Annotated in this window: 16 protein-coding genes and 1 other annotated feature; of the genes, 6 read left to right on the top strand and 10 right to left on the bottom strand. The window is 35.4% G+C overall.

Features of this window, described 5'->3' with window-relative positions; translation table 11 throughout:
- Positions 1 to 4: 4 nt before the first annotated feature.
- Positions 5 to 787 carry a 3-hydroxy-5-phosphonooxypentane-2,4-dione thiolase gene (lsrF, locus tag MNO09_RS15670; RefSeq protein ID WP_000219778.1) on the top strand — a complete coding sequence of 261 codons (783 nt, stop codon included), beginning with the start codon at positions 5 to 7 and terminating at the stop codon, positions 785 to 787.
- Between the two features lie 137 nt (positions 788 to 924).
- Here the strand turns inward: lsrF and MNO09_RS15665 are convergent, their stop codons facing one another.
- Positions 925 to 1,428 (bottom strand): GNAT family N-acetyltransferase, encoded by a 504-nt coding sequence (locus MNO09_RS15665; RefSeq protein ID WP_241950190.1) that lies wholly within the window; start codon positions 1,426 to 1,428, stop codon positions 925 to 927.
- A 282-nt stretch (positions 1,429 to 1,710) separates the two neighbouring features.
- On the opposite strand from MNO09_RS15665, the gene MNO09_RS15660 reads away from it, so the two are divergent.
- Positions 1,711 to 2,313: a chorismate mutase family protein gene (locus MNO09_RS15660; protein ID WP_000827655.1), complete on the top strand. Its 603-nt coding sequence runs from the start codon at positions 1,711 to 1,713 to the stop codon at positions 2,311 to 2,313.
- Between the two features lie 154 nt (positions 2,314 to 2,467).
- On the opposite strand, the gene MNO09_RS15655 is transcribed toward MNO09_RS15660, so the two are convergent.
- The 5 genes from MNO09_RS15655 to MNO09_RS15635 form a co-directional block, all read right to left on the bottom strand.
- Positions 2,468 to 2,863: a VOC family protein gene (locus MNO09_RS15655; protein ID WP_000773092.1), complete on the bottom strand. Its 396-nt coding sequence runs from the start codon at positions 2,861 to 2,863 to the stop codon at positions 2,468 to 2,470.
- A 205-nt stretch (positions 2,864 to 3,068) separates the two neighbouring features.
- Positions 3,069 to 3,773: a nucleotidyltransferase domain-containing protein gene (locus MNO09_RS15650; RefSeq protein ID WP_241950189.1), complete on the bottom strand. Its 705-nt coding sequence runs from the start codon at positions 3,771 to 3,773 to the stop codon at positions 3,069 to 3,071.
- 148 nt (positions 3,774 to 3,921) lie between these two features.
- Entirely contained in the window at positions 3,922 to 4,248 is a 327-nt protein-coding gene (hmoA, locus tag MNO09_RS15645; protein ID WP_000469504.1) for a heme-degrading monooxygenase HmoA, read from the bottom strand.
- 96 nt (positions 4,249 to 4,344) lie between these two features.
- A complete protein-coding gene (locus MNO09_RS15640; RefSeq protein ID WP_000769361.1) occupies positions 4,345 to 5,565 on the bottom strand; it encodes an MFS transporter in 1,221 nt (406 codons plus the stop codon).
- 51 nt (positions 5,566 to 5,616) lie between these two features.
- A complete protein-coding gene (locus MNO09_RS15635) occupies positions 5,617 to 6,660 on the bottom strand; it encodes an ArsR/SmtB family transcription factor (protein WP_088107306.1) in 1,044 nt (347 codons plus the stop codon).
- Between the two features lie 164 nt (positions 6,661 to 6,824).
- Between MNO09_RS15635 and MNO09_RS15630 the strand changes: the two genes are divergently transcribed.
- Positions 6,825 to 8,018 carry a NupC/NupG family nucleoside CNT transporter gene (locus MNO09_RS15630; protein WP_000545487.1) on the top strand — a complete coding sequence of 398 codons (1,194 nt, stop codon included), beginning with the start codon at positions 6,825 to 6,827 and terminating at the stop codon, positions 8,016 to 8,018.
- A gap of 49 nt (positions 8,019 to 8,067) precedes the next feature.
- Here MNO09_RS15630 and MNO09_RS15625 read toward each other — a convergent pair whose 3' ends face one another.
- Both MNO09_RS15625 and proB read right to left on the bottom strand, forming a co-directional pair.
- The gene (locus MNO09_RS15625) at positions 8,068 to 9,315 is read right to left on the bottom strand and encodes a glutamate-5-semialdehyde dehydrogenase (protein WP_001006640.1); all 1,248 of its coding nucleotides are present in this window, start codon (positions 9,313 to 9,315) and stop codon (positions 8,068 to 8,070) included.
- Between the two features lie 30 nt (positions 9,316 to 9,345).
- A complete protein-coding gene (gene proB / locus MNO09_RS15620; protein WP_000744714.1) occupies positions 9,346 to 10,449 on the bottom strand; it encodes a glutamate 5-kinase in 1,104 nt (367 codons plus the stop codon).
- Positions 10,450 to 10,593: 144 nt separating this feature from the next.
- Positions 10,594 to 10,804, bottom strand: a binding site (T-box leader).
- Positions 10,805 to 11,143: 339 nt separating this feature from the next.
- On the opposite strand from proB, the gene proC reads away from it, so the two are divergent.
- Positions 11,144 to 11,962 (top strand): pyrroline-5-carboxylate reductase, encoded by an 819-nt coding sequence (gene proC, locus MNO09_RS15615; protein ID WP_000360731.1) that lies wholly within the window; start codon positions 11,144 to 11,146, stop codon positions 11,960 to 11,962.
- A 201-nt stretch (positions 11,963 to 12,163) separates the two neighbouring features.
- Here the strand turns inward: proC and MNO09_RS15610 are convergent, their stop codons facing one another.
- The gene (locus MNO09_RS15610; protein ID WP_116480655.1) at positions 12,164 to 13,828 is read right to left on the bottom strand and encodes a M20/M25/M40 family metallo-hydrolase; all 1,665 of its coding nucleotides are present in this window, start codon (positions 13,826 to 13,828) and stop codon (positions 12,164 to 12,166) included.
- A 51-nt stretch (positions 13,829 to 13,879) separates the two neighbouring features.
- Positions 13,880 to 14,629, bottom strand: a complete 750-nt coding sequence (locus MNO09_RS15605; RefSeq protein ID WP_000250742.1) for an IclR family transcriptional regulator — start codon at positions 14,627 to 14,629, stop codon at positions 13,880 to 13,882.
- Positions 14,630 to 14,899: 270 nt separating this feature from the next.
- On the opposite strand from MNO09_RS15605, the gene MNO09_RS15600 reads away from it, so the two are divergent.
- Entirely contained in the window at positions 14,900 to 16,324 is a 1,425-nt protein-coding gene (locus tag MNO09_RS15600) for an amino acid permease (protein WP_000195551.1), read from the top strand.
- A 303-nt stretch (positions 16,325 to 16,627) separates the two neighbouring features.
- A complete protein-coding gene (locus MNO09_RS15595) occupies positions 16,628 to 16,975 on the top strand; it encodes a VOC family protein (RefSeq protein ID WP_000589594.1) in 348 nt (115 codons plus the stop codon).
- Positions 16,976 to 17,031: the final 56 nt, after the last annotated feature.

Below are 17,031 nucleotides of genomic sequence, written 5' to 3'. Positions count from 1 at the left end.
TCACATGACTTGGGGATTTAAAAATCGATTAAATACAATTTTACCTGATGGCAGAGCGGTTATGTTAGCGATAGATCACGGCTACTTTTTAGGACCAATTCACGGCCTAGAACAACCACTTGAGACCGTTAAAAACTTACTTCCTTATACGGATTCCCTCTTTTTGACACGTGGTGTACTTAGCTCTTGTATTCCTGAAAACTGCAGCACACCGATGGTTATGCGTGTTTCAGGCGGAGCTACTGTCGTCGGTAAAGATTTAGCGAATGAAACAATTGTTACACCTGTAAAAGAAGCAGTAAAACAAAATGCAATTGGCGTCGGCGTTTCAGTTTTCGTCGGATCCGACTATGAAACACAAACAGTTTCAAATCTCGCAAATGTAGTTTCAGAAGCTCACGATTACGGTCTGCCAGTACTCGGCATTACCGCTGTTGCGAAAGAATTACAAAAACGTGAAGCTCGCTTTCTAGCTCTCGCTTCCCGCGTTTGTGTTGAAATGGGAGCTGACATTATTAAAACGTATTACTGCGAAGGATTCGAAAAAATTACAAGCACTTGTCCTGCCCCAGTCGTCATCGCTGGCGGACCAAAACTAGATTCAATTGAAGACGCATTAAACATTACGTACAATGCACTGCAAGAAGGCGCAATTGGCGTAGATATGGGCCGGAACATATGGCAATCTGAACATCCTGCTGCGATGATTCAAGCGATTCATGGTATCGTGAAGAATGGATTAAATGTAAAAGAGGCACTCCAATTATACGAAGATGTAAAAAATTAAAATAAACGACAGACTATTACACTTAAATATATACAAAATCAATACTTACTATAAGAAAAAGCCTCTATGTTAGATTACTAAGTAACCTAACATAGAGGCTTTCTTTTACATTTTTTGTTCCGAATTTGGTCAGATTTCTACAGATCTCGTACATTCCAAACAATCTCACCGCGCTCCCCCCACTTACTGTGATGCCGATGAAACCCTATCTTTTCTAATACCCGGAAAGACGCCGTATTCCAAGCGCCTACAGTTGACCAAAGTCTATGGCGACCCGTAGCAATCGCAGCCTCTAGCACTGCTGATGCTGCCTCTGTCGCATAACCCTTGCGATGAGCACTTTGGAACAATTCGTATGCAATTTCCGGCTCTTCAAGCGTGGAACGACCGATAATTAAGCCACAGTATCCGATGAAATCCCCTTCTTCTCGCCTACGAATAGTAAGAAGAGAAATTCCATTTTCAGTTGCTTTCTTGCGCATCTCAATAAGAGCGTTACGAACAGAATCAACAGTTGGCATGTCCACACCACGTTCACCAATTAATTTTCTAAGCCAGACTGCATCGGATTCCTCCCACATATTCAGATCGAGTCGTTCTGTTTTCAGCTGGAACGCCATATCTTTAAAAACAGCTGTCATAGCCGTAACCTCCTATTCATATCACTGCACTACTTATAATAGTTTCGTACTTTACCATATGGAAAACCTGCTTCATTCTCTAAATTTTCTTGCATCAGCATACAAAATTGTTATTTTATACATAAGCAATTCCGCTGCTAAATAGACCTACCTTGTTATCAAACTTCATTTTAAATCTATAATATTTGATTTATGAATGATTTTAAATTTACAATTAATATTTATATTAAAAAATGTTTCGCCCTTTCTTTTTTGTTAAAATAAAGAAAAGGAGGAATGATTATGAAACGGATGACTTTTGAACGCCCTACTGATTATTACGATGAACGATTGTATACTATCGATGAAAAAATTTGTGAACTATTAAAAGAACGGAAAGAACTTTCAGGTGATGACCCAGGTTTTCCACATGACGAAGCGATTTATAAATGGGCAAAGCAATACGGATTTTATCCAGACTATCTAAATTCACTATTCTCTTCCATAATGGACGAAGGTGAATTTAAACCTCGTGTCGAACCAACTACATTCAAAAAACATATACCTGTTTTTAAAACGTATGAACATAAAGGTATTATGTATACCGTAACTTTTATTCGGCAATACGCAAATGCTAGTGTAGTTTATTTATATAGCGATTGGGATTCCACTGATGAAATTTTTAATGAAAATAAGCCTCATAGTTTCTTCCAATTATCAATAGATGATACATATGACTGCTGGTCAGAAGGTGGCGGTGGCACTGATGGACATTTTAGTCATCATTTCGTTATATCTCCTGCCCTTCCTGATAATTTGTCTGGAATAAGCTTACGATTTAAAGAACTCAATATGCCGTTTCGGAAGGATCAAGCTGTGTTTGAATTTGAAATTAAGATAGATTAATAAAGAAGTTATCTCACAATTCATATACTTGACTAAAATTCACTTGTTTTTTATTTTTTATGTCCCTTAAAAAAACATATACAATAATCAAACCCCTTTCCAAACTGGATAAGGGGCTATATTTACACCTTCAAACAATTACTCTTGTTGATTGCTATTGAACTTTCTTACCATCTTTATAGTCAAGGCAGGACACTTCAATTAACAATCCATTAAACATTGAAAAATAAAAACCATAACTACTCCCTCTCATAGAATACGGTGCCTTTTCTATTTCAATGCCGCCAGCTACTAATCGATTATATGCTTGATCAACTTCATTTGAACTATCCACTAAAAAACCAATATGAAAAGCTTCAGGATACATAACTTCCTTATTTCCCTTAAATGCTTTTGGATCGCTTAGCACAAGTATAAATCCACTCTCGTCACTCATCACTACTAGTGCCTTTCCCTTTTGCTCTAAAAATTGAAAATCAAAAAATGTTTCAAAGAAATGTCTCGCTTCTGATAAATTATCAACACATAGATTCAAATGATTTAACTTCATTCACTCATCTCCTATTAAACAGAAGGTATATAGACTCATATTGATAACACCTAAATATGTAAGACATGATACTCAAGTGTTCCGTTTAAGACTATGTTTTATAGTCTAATACTTTTTTCTATAGCCTAGAACGTTTTTTAATATGAATGCAATTACATGAACGATTCGACGTGAAATATTAATGTACCTATATATAATAGCCACATTATTTACTTTTCAAATTGTGTAAAACCCACTCAATCAAGAAGATTGCTGAAGAGATACGCTCTGTCGTATCACCTAAAAATAATTTATGAAGTAATGCCTCCAAATGGATTGGTTTATTAGGCAACACTTGAATATACCTTAAAACAGATCCAGCTGGCGGTGTAGGTTTGTTATTAATAGCCCATATCCCTTCTATCAATGTCCAAGTTGACGTATGAACTATGTATGAAGCCTTTAGCTCATCATGTGCTTTCAAAGCAGACTGAATTTTAATGAGCGAACTATGCAACCAATGAGAAATACCTTTCACTTTGTCGCTAGAAACACGATAGTTTTCAAATTCATATGTAGCTATTTCCTTTAACTTTTTTAACTCACCGCTTTTATCAAATAAAATTTCCCCTGCTAAAAATGAGTATAGTTCCATCGGATTGTTTTTAAAGTTTACTTGTATTTGATTAACATCTGCATACTTATATTCAACTAAAATTTCCTCTCTCGTTTCAGAATGAAACTTCTTTTTTTGTCCGTCTTCTAAAAGAATATATAAGTCTAAATCCGAATCAGGATATGCATCACCTCTTGCGACAGATCCGATAAGCATACATCCAGTTACCTTATCTATTGATAAGATTTCAGCTACTATTGTTTGCACTAATTTTTTATGTTGTTCATGTTTAATAGATGTTTGTGTTTCTAACATTTATAACCTCCAAACATTTTCTTCACTTCATTTACCTCCATTTATAACGAAACAATAAAACATATATCACATCCATATTTTACTATAAATCAAAAAAAGAGGATATTTGTTTATTAATAAACAAATATCCTCTACCTTTAATTATATTTTAAGACTGCTGATAAGCCGTTTTCGATGATTTTACATAATAAACTGCGTGATCAACGTTAATGATATGATCTGGTTTTGGTTTGCCACGGCTCGCTCTATGTCCTGCTAAATGTTCTTCACTTGTTTCCCAGTTTTTCCATGCTTCTTCAGATTCCCAGCGAATCATAACGACTACTTCTTCGTCTCCTCGTCTTACTTTTTTCACAAGAACACTCAAGTCGATAAAGCCTTCAAATTTTTCAATTATACCTTCTCCAGTAAAACGTTCTACAACTATATTTGATGTACCTTCTTTTACTGTAAATGTTTTCGTTTCGATAAACATATATCCCACTCCCTCTTTGTAATACGAATACTAGTATTCTTCTATTATAATTGATTATGATAATTATTTTCAATTGTAAAGTTTTAATTTTTTGAATTATGCTGATTTCTTTTCTATCGCCTCATCTAAAAATTTGAAATACGGAAGTAATATTCCTATTAAAGAAGTGGTACATATAATCGCACCGATGATAAAGTATAGTGCTCTCACTCCCCACATTTCACTCAGTATGCCTCCTAATAACACACCTAACGGCATAGCGGATCGTATGAAAAATAACCGCACTGAAAATACTTGCCCTATCATATTGTTTGGTACTGTTTGTTGGCATATGGTTGTGTTATGAACATTGAAAAAGGCAATGCAAATGCCTGCAACTACTTCAATGAACACCGCAATTACTATACTATGATTGAACCCTAGAGAAATGTATGTAAGTCCTCCTATAAACAATCCACCAAGCATAAGTATACGCCGGCTTTTATACGTTACTTTTCCGACTAGTATAGATCCAATTACATAGCCAAACGGGAAACCAGCCATAAAACAACCAAACTCCGCATACCCTGCTGAAAGCTCATCTTTTATATAAGGTAGATTTGTAACCAACGTTACCCCCACCCCAAATTGCACGAAAGTAAGAAAGACACCGAGCCAAACGATAACTGGTTTTGTGAAAAAATATGTAAAACCGTGAAGAAACTGTTCTAGCCACGTTTTCCGAATAGGTTGTTTTGTTCTCTTTTCTTTTATATTAAGTAATAACGCACCACTAACAAATAGACAAATACATACGAAAGATAATGTAAGTTCTGTTCCAATCAAATGAATGACTACTCCGGCTAATACGGGCCCAAGAAACATCATAAGACGAGCCATCCCATCAATATACGCATTTGCGTCTTGAAGCTGTTCTTTACTTACAATGCTCGGTGTAATTGCTTGACTTGCAGGTGTATACAGCGGCGTAATAAGCCCGATTATTATTTGTACGACATACACATGCCATACTTCTATACTGTTAGTAAGTAACATGACTAACGGCAGTAAGAAAACCGAAGCCCGCATCCATTGCGAAAAAATCATAATCCACTTCCGGCTCCATTTATCAATAAATGGGCCACTTATTAGTTGTAGTATAAGAGATGGGATAAAGTATAGTAGCCACATACTACTTAATGCTGTTTTTGATCCTGTTAATTCGTAAACAAGAATCGAATTACATAACGTTCCGAAAGCCCCGCCTAACTCTGAAATCGCGCTACCAATCCACATATAAAAGAACGAATGGTTTTTCAATACATTTTTCAATTTCATACACCAACTTTTCTACTAGATTCCTCCCTCTATGTGCATTCTAGTTGCATATTATCTATTTAAAAACGCATCTAATTCTTTCGCTAACGACTGTACTGCTTTCTTTCTCAATACATATTTCCCCTCATGTATATCTACTAACTTCGCTGCACGTAACAATTTCAAATGGTGGTGTACTGTCGACTTACCGAGTTGCAGTCTCTCTGTAATTTCCTGCAATGTTCGTTCTTTTTCAAACAACATTTTTACAATGCGTAACCTCGCTTCATCCCCAAGTGCTTTATGTTTTTGAACTAAAAAATAATTCGGTTCATACAGATCTTCAGGATGAATGCTTTCGTTTGCGACTGGGTAATGAAATACTTTCGTATCTTCAATATCCGTCTCAATATTCCACGGTCTGTATGTCATTTGCGGGATAAGAAGTACGTAATGAACACTTGGCTCTGGCATATAATTCACGCCGCCAGTCGCCCACTCGACAAACTCTTCTGGTTTCATCTTTTTATTCATTTCATTTTTCGCTTCATAATCTCGTTTTAATATAGATAGTATTTGCTCTTCCTCTTTCTGAATAACACTCTCATACCAACCTGTCATAACAGCGGTTAAATGGGATTGCAGCTCTTGTACATGAACATCACATATAAAACGAATATACGTGGAGAAAAATTGATGATCATGTGTCAATTCCATTAGTTCATGTATTGCCGTTACGTCTCCACTTGCTGCTAAATGTCTTTTCTCTTCATATTTCTCACCTAAAAACGGTAAACATATATACTTCAAGTCTTCTTCTGAAAGTGAATCGATTTTAGCACGAAACTGTGATAAGTCCTGAAACTCTCCTTCATACAATAACTGAAGCAACGCTTTCCACGTGTTATGTTCTTCTACAAAATGTAAGTGCTCTCTCATTTCTTCTGTTAATGATTCCTTAATCTCTTCCCATTCATTTTGACTCTTTTCAAGAGTATCGATTAACCTTTTATGAGTAATTGCCGCAATGCCTAGTGCACATTCGAAAAGTATCGAATATTTTACTTGAACGTAATAAGTTTCCCTCTTTCTACTCGTTATGTGATAAACCTCCATTTTTATCCCCTCCTTGTTTGCTATATATCAAATTCTACTTTTATCGAATTTTACCTTCTATATTTTTAGAATTAATAAAATTTAAGTTGAAATACATTCATTCTAAATTAAGAAGAATAGGAGCTTTTTTATATACAAATAATAACTCTCAAGGAGTTGTTGAGATGCATTTCATATTAAATATGTTAGGGATTTTTGTTGTAATATTAATCGTTTTCCTATGTTCGCCTAATAAAAAACAAATAAAATGGAGACCAATCGTTATTCTAATCATATTGGAGCTCTTTATTACGTGGTTTATGTTAGGCACGAAGCTCGGCAGTATTATCATTAATAAAATTGCTTCATTTTTCAGTTGGCTACTATCATGTGCGAATGAAGGTATTCGGTTTGTATTTCCTTCCGCTATGGAAAATCAAACTGTTGATTTCTTCTTTAGTGCATTACTTCCTATCATTTTTGTTATCACGTTCTTTGATATTCTTTCGTACTTCGGTATCTTAACTTGGATTATTGATAAAGTAGGTGCAGTTATTTCAAAGATTTCTCGTTTACCAAAGTTAGAAAGTTTCTTTTCGATTCAAATGATGTTTTTAGGAAACACTGAAGCACTTGCGGTTGTCCGTGATCAATTATCCGTTTTAAAAGAAAATCGTTTATTAACTTTTGGAATTATGAGTATGAGTAGCGTTAGCGGATCCATTCTTGGCGCTTATTTATCAATGGTTCCGGCAACATATATTTTCAGCGCTATCCCTTTAAACTGTATTAATGCATTAATTTTAGCCAATGTATTAAATCCTGTGGAAGTTACGAAAGAAGAAGATGTCGTATATACACCTTCAAAAGATGAAAAAAAAGATTTCTTTTCTACAATTTCAAACAGTATGTTAGTCGGGATGAATATGGTTATCGTTATTTTAGCTATGGTAATTGGTTATGTAGCATTAACTGCATGTTTAAATGGGATTTTAGGCTTTTTCGTCACAGGTTTAACAATTCAAAAAATCTTCTCCATTATCTTTAGCCCTTTTGCTTTTTTACTCGGTTTATCGGGCAGTGATGCGATGTATGTAGCTGAATTAATGGGGATCAAAATAACGACGAATGAATTTGTTGCAATGATGGATTTAAAATCAAACCTAAAGTCTTTACAACCACATACAGTTGCAGTTGCAACTACATTTCTAGCTTCTTTTGCTAACTTTAGTACAGTAGGTATGATTTACGGAACTTACAATTCATTATTTGGCGGAGAAAAATCAGCCATAATCGGTAAAAATGTTTGGAAGCTTCTTGTTAGCGGGATGGCAGTTTCCTTATTAAGCGCTATGCTTGTTGGACTATTTGTATGGTAAATAATCTTTAAAATAAAAGACACCCAAGCTAATTGAGTGTCTTTTATTATTATTTTCGAATCTGACCATTTCCACGAATCACATATTTTGTAGAAGTCAATGCAGGAAGTCCCATCGGTCCCCTTACATGTAGCTTTTGTGTACTGATGCCAATTTCTGCTCCAAATCCGAATTCAGATCCATCAGTAAAACGAGTGGATGCATTATGATAAAGTGCCGCCGCATCAACAGATGTGAAGAACTTATTGACGTTTTCCTCATCCTCTGTAATAATCGCTTCGGAATGCATAGATCCATACGTATTTATGTGATAAATCGCTTCTTCTATAGAAGAAGCTACTTTCACTGCCAGCGTGAGTGATAAAAATTCTGTACCCCAGTCTTCTTCTGAAGCAAGTACAATTGAAGAATCAATTGCCAATGCTTTTTGATCACCACGTAGTTCCACGCCTCTTTCCTTTAAAGCAGAAAACAGCTCTTTACCATATTGCTGCACCCACTTCTCATGAAGTACAATCGTTTCAATTGCATTACATACAGATGGACGCTGCGTTTTTGCATTAATAATAATATCAATTGCCATTTGCTTATTCGCTGTTTCATCAATGAAAATATGACAATTTCCTGCACCCGTTTCAAGTACTGGAACAGATGCTTCTCTTACTACCGTATCGATTAATTGTTTGCCGCCTCTTGGAATAAGAACGTCTAGGTAATCATTCATTGTAAACAACTGCTTTGCGCTATCTCGCGTTGTATCTTCTATAAGCTGTACACTTTCTGGAGGCAAGCTTGTTTCTTTGAGCGCTCGATGAATAACGGAAACGATGGCTTTGTTAGAATTGATAGCAGAAGAACTACCACGTAATATAACTGCATTTCCTGTCTTCAAACAAATTGTAGCAGCATCCACAGTTACATTCGGCCTTGCCTCGTAAATCATGCCAACAACACCAAGTGGTACACGCATCTCCTGAATAGATAGTCCATTTGGTCGCTCCCATTTACTTACACATTCTCCAATAGGATCACGTAATTCAATTAACTGCTTAATTCCCTCTGCCATATCAATAATACGCTGCTCCGTCAACATAAGACGATCAAGAAGAGAATCGGAAAATCCTTTCGCCCTACCTTCTTCAATATCCCGTTTGTTTTCCTTTAAAATATAAGCTGTTTCTACTATTAGCCTTTCAGCAATTGCAGCAAGTGCTTCATTTTTTTGACTTGTAGATTTTAGTACAAGTTCTCTAGCAATTTCTTTCGCTTTTTTTCCCTTTGCCAACACTTCATTCATCTTTTTTCCTCCTTCTTAACATCACTATTCTTAAAGTGAAACCCAATAATCTCTATGAATGACTTCATAATTATGCCTATCGCCTCTTGCTTGGATATCTTGGCTTTGCATACCTTTTACATCTCTTAGTTCCTCAGCACTATATGTGCATTGCCCTTTTCCGATGACGCGCCCTTGTTGCGTCATTACTTCTACGACATCGCCAACTTTGAAAAATCCTGACACATTCGTAACGCCAGCAGGAAGAAGACTCTTACCATGCTGAATGATAGCAGTAGCTGCTCCAGCGTCTACTTCAATTTGTCCACTAACAAGCGAATGCAAGGCAATCCATTGCTTATTCACTTTCATTTCTTTTTGAGGAGCATTTCCGACATACGTTCCATCACCTTTGCCCTTCAAAACATCTACAAATTTCTCTTGTCCACGTCCTGTTCCGATAAATACACTCACACCAAGAGAAAGTGCTGTCTTCGCAGCATCAATTTTTGACTTCATACCACCAGTCCCAAGTTTGGACCCAGCATCTCCTGCAATAGAAGCGATTTCTTCCGTAACTTCAGGAAGGAAATAATACTTTTTCGCATCCGCATTTTTCTGAGGATTTTTGTCGTATAAACCGTTCACATCCGTAAAAATCATTAGCATATCCGCCGAAACAAGCCCGCTTACTAAAGCTGACAGCATATCATTATCACCGAACGTCAGCTCTTCTAAAGAGATGGAATCATTTTCATTAATTATTGGAAGAGCAGAACGGTTTAGTAACTCTCCTAATGTAGCGTAAGCATTACTATATTGTTCTTTTCTAGAAAAATCACTTCTCGTCAGCAATAGTTGCGCAGTAACGATACCATATTTACGAAATTCCTCCGTGTACGCCTGCATTAACAAACTTTGTCCGACAGCTGCAGCAGCCTGTTTTCCTTTAATTGTCACAGGTCTACTAGGATACCCTAGAGCTGAAAAACCTGCAGCGACGGCCCCAGATGTAATTAACAAAACTTCATGCCCTTCCTCTTTCAATCGAGCCAATGCGGCAACGTGATCTGAAAGTTGTTCTATAGAGATGCCTCCGTGACTATCTGCCAAGGAACTACTCCCAATCTTTACAACAATTCGTTGTTTTTTCACTTTTTTATCCCCCAAGTCTAAAATCAAAGTTTTTTATAAATTACACTTCTATTTATACAGCTTGCAGCGATTCTATTCTTTTCAATGCTGCGCCTAGCCTATTTAAGAGCAAAATAAAAATGACCGCTTCGCCCTTAATAAAATAAAAAGGACGAAACGGTCATTGTTCCGCGGTACCACCTTAATTGATATACATAGATATCCACTTGGCGCCTATAACGCAGGCGAACGCCTAAACTTTCATTTAAGACTCAGGGATAGGTTCGATATATTCTATACGAGGAATCTTTCAGCCGGTGAATTCCACTCTCTTTCGCAAGAAGACATATGTACTATTTCCCTTCAACGATTTTCGGTTTAATTTTTTATATTATGCGATATAGTTTGATTTGGTGTCAAGAAGTATTTTTAAAAATGAATAGAGCGGCAAGTTACTTGCATGAAATTATTGACCTACTGAATGAACATACAAATCGATATAAGTTTAACTCATATTCATAAACATAATACCTTAAATTATAGTGTATATATTTACAGAATGTCGAATATAATTGATTTTTATCTTTTAGTGTTGCAAAAAGGAATATATTCTCTTAGAATGTTTCTTTATATTGCATGGAGATGTTATTGTTATTTTAAGATAACAATTTCAAAATGATATAATTTATTATAAAAGGAGCAAGATTGAGTTATTATGGATAAACAAATTGGATTCATCGGTTGTGGAAATATGGGAATGGCTATGATTGGTGGGATGCTAAACAAAAAGATAGTGTCTGCAAATAATATTATTTGTTCGGATTTAAACACTATGAATTTAAAAAATGCTAGTGAAAAATATGGGCTAACTACAACTACTGACAACAATAAAGTAGCTAAAAATGCTGATATTTTAATTTTATCAATTAAACCAGACCTATACGCATCAATCATTAACGAAATAAAAGAAGTAATCAAAAACGATGTTATCGTCGTAACGATCGCTGCCGGGAAAAGCATTAAAAGTACTGAAGAAGCTTTTGATAAAAAATTAAAGGTTGTAAGAGTAATGCCTAATACACCTGCCCTGGTTGGAGAAGGAATGTCTGCATTATGCCCTAATGAAATGGTGACAGAAACAGATTTAGAAGATGTGCTAAACATTTTCAATAGCTTTGGTCAAACAGAGATCGTAAGCGAAAAATTAATGGACGTTGTAACATCTGTAAGTGGTTCGTCGCCAGCATACGTATATATGATTATAGAAGCGATGGCAGATGCAGCTGTACTAGATGGTATGCCTAGAAATCAAGCATATAAATTCGCTGCTCAAGCTGTGTTAGGCTCTGCAAAAATGGTACTAGAAACAGGAATACATCCAGGTGAATTGAAAGATATGGTTTGTTCTCCTGGCGGAACAACGATAGAAGCTGTAGCAACATTAGAGGAAAAAGGCTTACGAACAGCCATCATTTCAGCTATGCAGCGTTGTACACAAAAGTCTGTTGAATTATCTGGTCAAACGAAAAAGTAAAACTATAAAAGAGATCACGTTAGCTATGAATTCACATGAATTTAATTAGAAAATGGTGAATTACATACTCTCTCGCTTTCACTAAATGATAAATGGACAAACTCATAGATACTTGAGTTTGTCCGTTCTTTTGGTTATACTACAATAATTTTATTTGTATCTTCTTTTGAGATTTTAGTTTTATCCCTTCCTTATTCCCTACTATGATTGTGTAATTTTATTAGAAACTAATAATTTTTCAATGCATTTCGGTAACATATCTAATAGCGTTTCAAATGCGTAATTTACATCTAAACGTTCTGTCCATTGATGTGCATCTTTTCCTACTGGTCCCATATTTAATACTGGAACGTCAAACTCTTCTAGTTCCTGAAGTGGAATCGAATAACCTTTATCCCATAATGGCATATTGTCTACAAGTGAACGCATTGAATCTAGTGGATTCTGTAAGCCCACATAGCTCAAATCTGAAATTCCTCCAAAATAGTTTTGGTTTTCAAATGTAATGTTATGATTGTAGTGAGCATACTTTTCCATTTCTGTAACTACTTCTTTAATTAACGAGTTGTTGCGTGAACTTACAGCTGGATAATATGGCGGAGCAAAGAAAAGTACAATCATCGGAGCCTTTTCTTTACATAAAATAGCTAGTTTATCCACTAAATCAATTGTTACCGCACGATCATCTTGATCTTCTCTATTTTTTATTATACTAGATTGAATATCATCTATTTTCTCTTGCCCATGTTGTTCAATTGCATAAGCGATAAGCTCTTCATACGTTAAAACATTCACTTTCATATTAGGCGGTATAAACGGATTATATTTAGAAAAACGATACGCTTGCTTTTCATATGATTCCTCTATTTTCTCTGCTACTTTCGTTACTTTTTGACGTAACAATGAAACGACATCTGTCATCGTTTTTTCTAGTAAAAACAAATTGAATAATGTGACTGCACGATGCGGAATTTGTACAGAATAATCCTCCTTTAAATCACGTTGAAGTAAGTTAGTTGGGGGAGGACTCGCTTCTCCTTCTACAACATCACAAAGGTCCGTATTCAATTCTAATTCAGCTGTTAATAAAGCAGCCATATAACTCCCATTTAAGCCTGCAAATGGTTCACCTACATGTGTCTCTTTTCCGTAGCAAAGGAATCCAGGTAACACTTTACCAATAGAACCAGTGTAAATATATTTATTTTGGTCACCAGGATGTCGTGAAAACATAGGCTCTGAATTTAATACCGTTTTATAATCTAAATCGTGTTCTCTTGCTAACTCTAGTAGTCTTGGAACAGCAGCCCTCATCCCTACAGAGTTTACTTCTTCATCTGGAACAGCTAATAAAAGAACATTCCCGTCAAATCTTCCTTCACAGGCTTGCTCAATCATTGCCATTTGTAATGCGAGGCCACATTTCATATCCATTGTTCCTCTGCCAAACAGCCATTCTCCTTGTTCTATATCTTCACGTACATGGTCGGGTAATTCATCTTTATGAGAATAAAACATAGATGTTAACTTTTTAGGATTAAATGCATCTTCTTTCCAAACTCCGTAATCTTGCACATCTACAACATCAAAGTGACTAACTAGAATTACTGTATTTTTTGTACTATCGCTTTTCTTTACTAGGGCTGTAACAAAATATCGTCCGTCCCCCGTCGGATTTTTTTGCAAATGATACGGGTTTTCTTTGAAGTACTGTAAATCAGATAATTGTTCCACTACAAAGTCTGGCAATATCACTTCAGCTTCTGTACCTGTAATACTAGGAATTTCAACAAGACTGTTTAATAATTGAATCAATTGTTCTTTTGATTGCCACTTTGACATATAAATCCCCCTATTTTTCCGCATTATGAAAATGAATTCCAGTATATGAATAAAAAATGACGACAGTTATCAAAATTATAGCTCTGATGTACTGCCGATTTTTATTGATATTTCATGAGCTGCTTGTTTTACCTTACTAATCAGAAAAGATAGTCGATCATCATTAATGCGGTGACTAATTAACCCAACACTTAATGCTCCTACTACTTTATGATTAAATCCGATAATAGGTGCAGCTACTGAAGCTGTCCCTTCTGTTTTTTCACCATAACTTACCGCATATCCTTCAGTTTTTATTTGCTTTATTTGATCTAAAAGAATGTGCTTTTGTTCTGGTAATGAAGAAAGTAAATGTTCTACAATATGTTCCATTTCATTCGTTTTCATATTGGCAAGCATCGTTTTATTTGCCGCACCAATTGAAAGTGGAATTTGTTCCCCTAAGTTATCAATAACTCGAATTTTTAAAGGGCTATCCATTCTTTCAATGATAATAGAATGTGTTCCATTTGGAATGTTCAAATAAACACTTTCTTCCACTTCAGAGGCTAACCGCTTCATCACTTCTCTTGCAACTGATCTGTAGTCTACTTTCTCCAATTGACGTAATCCTATTTCCATCCACATTGGCCCAATTTTGTACTGTTTCGTTTCTGAAATTTGCGTAACTAACCCATGCTCGATTAGAGAATTAAGTAATCTATGTACTGTACTTACTGGGAGATGTGTTCTGTCCGCTATATCAGAAATAGCCCAATACTCTTTTTCATCGGTAGAATTTAACAACTTTATAATACTTATCGCTCGATCAATGGACTGTACCATAATAACTCACCTCAGCTTGACTTGTAATATGCTAGTACGCTCAATTACCTATCAATTTAACAAAAATTCAAAATGAAATCAATCTATTTATTCAATTTTCTAAAAATAAAAATATGCCACCGACAATAATTTGAAAGCGTAATCAAAAAAACATTGACTTTTCTTTTTAATTATCTGAAAATTATAACAAGATTTCACATCACGGAATACATTCCATAATACGGAAAAATATCGAACTTCATTCTATCAACTACGAAAGTGAGGAAAACAATGACGCAAGTAAGTAATACAAACAATGAATTAAAACGTACGATGAAAAGTAGACACTTATTCATGATTGCACTCGGTGGTGTGATTGGAACGGGGTTATTTAATGGATCTGGCTTTATTATAAGTCAAGCTGGACCTGGTGGATCCGTACTTGCCTTTATGGCTGGTGGATTATTAATGTATTTCGTTATGCTTTGTCTTGGTGAACTTGCTGTAGCTATGCCTGTTTCAGGTTCGTTCCAGGAATATGCCACTAAGTTCATCAATCCTGCAACTGGCTTTACGATCGGATGGTTGTATTGGTTAAGCTGGGCGAATACGACCGGTCTTGAATTTACAACTGCCGGCATTACAATGCAACGCTGGTTTCCTGATATTCCCGTCTGGGTTTGGTGTTTAATATTTGGCGTTACAATCTTCACTATTAACGCATTATCTGCTCGTAGTTATGCAGAAACAGAATTTTGGTTTTCAAGTATAAAAGTATCTGCCATTATAGCTTTTATTATCCTTGGCGGTGCCGCTATGTTCGGTTTTATTGACTTAAAAGGCGACGAACCAGCCCCGCTATTATCAAATTTCGTAAATCATGGCGGTTTATTCCCAAATGGACTTGCAGCTATTCTATTAACAATGGTTACAGTCAATTATTCCTTCCAAGGTACAGAACTTGTCGGAATCGCAGCAGGTGAAAGTGAAGATCCAGCAAAAACTTTACCTCGTTCTATTAGAAATATTATATGGCGCACGATGTTTTTCTTCGTCTTAGCAATCTTTGTTCTTGTTGCTTTAATTCCTTGGGAAGAAGCAGGATTAACAAAGAGCCCATTCGTTGCTGTATTTGATAATATCGGTATTCCATATGCAGCTGATATTATGAATTTTGTTATTCTTACTGCTGTTCTTTCTGTCGCAAACTCTGGACTGTACGCTGCAACTCGCATGCTTTGGTCATTATCAAAAAATGAAATGGCTCCGGCCTTTTTAAAGAAATTATCTTCACGAGGAATACCTTTAAACGCTTTAATTTTGACAATTTCTATTTCTGCTTTTTCTCTTTTAACAAGCGTCGTAGCTGCTGAAACAGTTTACTTATGGTTAATTTCAATTTCTGGCGTCATAACAATCATTGTTTGGATGTCAATTTGTGTCTCTCAATTCTTTTTCCGTAAACATTATTTAGCAGACGGTGGAAAATTAGAAGACTTAAAATTTAAAACTCCACTTTATCCACTTGTACCAATTCTTGGTTTTGGATTGTATGGCATTATATTAATCAGTCTTATCTTTATCCCTGAACAACGACTTGGAATCTATTGCACTGTACCGTTTATCATCTTTTGCTACACTTACTATCACTTTAAAGTGAAGAAAAGAATTTCTACTAACACTCAAAGTGAAACTAAAATTAGCGAGACTATGTAATACTATACTTATATATAAAAGACCGCACATGGCTTTCATTTCATATGCGGTCTTTTATCATTGGCATTTGTTCTATTCCCTTTTCATTCATTACCTCATACGAGTCAGTATTACTATATACCTTTACTTGGATTGTAAGTTCTTTGAAAAGTGATACCGATTTCCATAATGCGGTAAATACTAAAATACTAGTAATTGGAATTTTTCACTTTTTATACGTTATTGATTTTCCTTACTATTACTGTTTTGATATATTGAATATATAATACTTAAAAATTTTAAAAAAGACAGGAGTTATCTACAATGATAAAAGGTTTCGGGGGAATATTTTGGAGAACTAACAATCTTGATGTTATAAAAAAATGGTACAGTGAAGTGTTGAAAATTGAAATAGAAGATTGGAATGGGACTGTGATTAAACCCCAATTAGGAAATGAGACTATTTTTTCTTTCTTTACCGAAAATGACAATTATTTTCCAATAGAACAGCAAGTGATGTTAAATTTTGAAGTACATAATTTAAATGAGACTATTCAGCATCTTGAACATATTGGTGTACCTCTTGAAAAGAAAGAAGAAATTAGTGAGTTCGGAAAGTTTATTTGGATTAAAGATCCTGAAGGTCGTCTAATTGAGCTTTGGGAGAAATAGACGGTTATAATCCTTTGCTATTAAGCTAACGGTTGCTTTCATTCAACAAAACAAAT

It is taken from the genome of Bacillus sp. N5-665 (assembly GCF_022637375.2).
Lineage (GTDB): Bacteria > Bacillota > Bacilli > Bacillales > Bacillaceae_G > Bacillus_A > Bacillus_A wiedmannii.
Note: the sequence above shows the minus strand (reverse complement) of the source record. Positions and strands in the feature narration are given on the sequence as shown.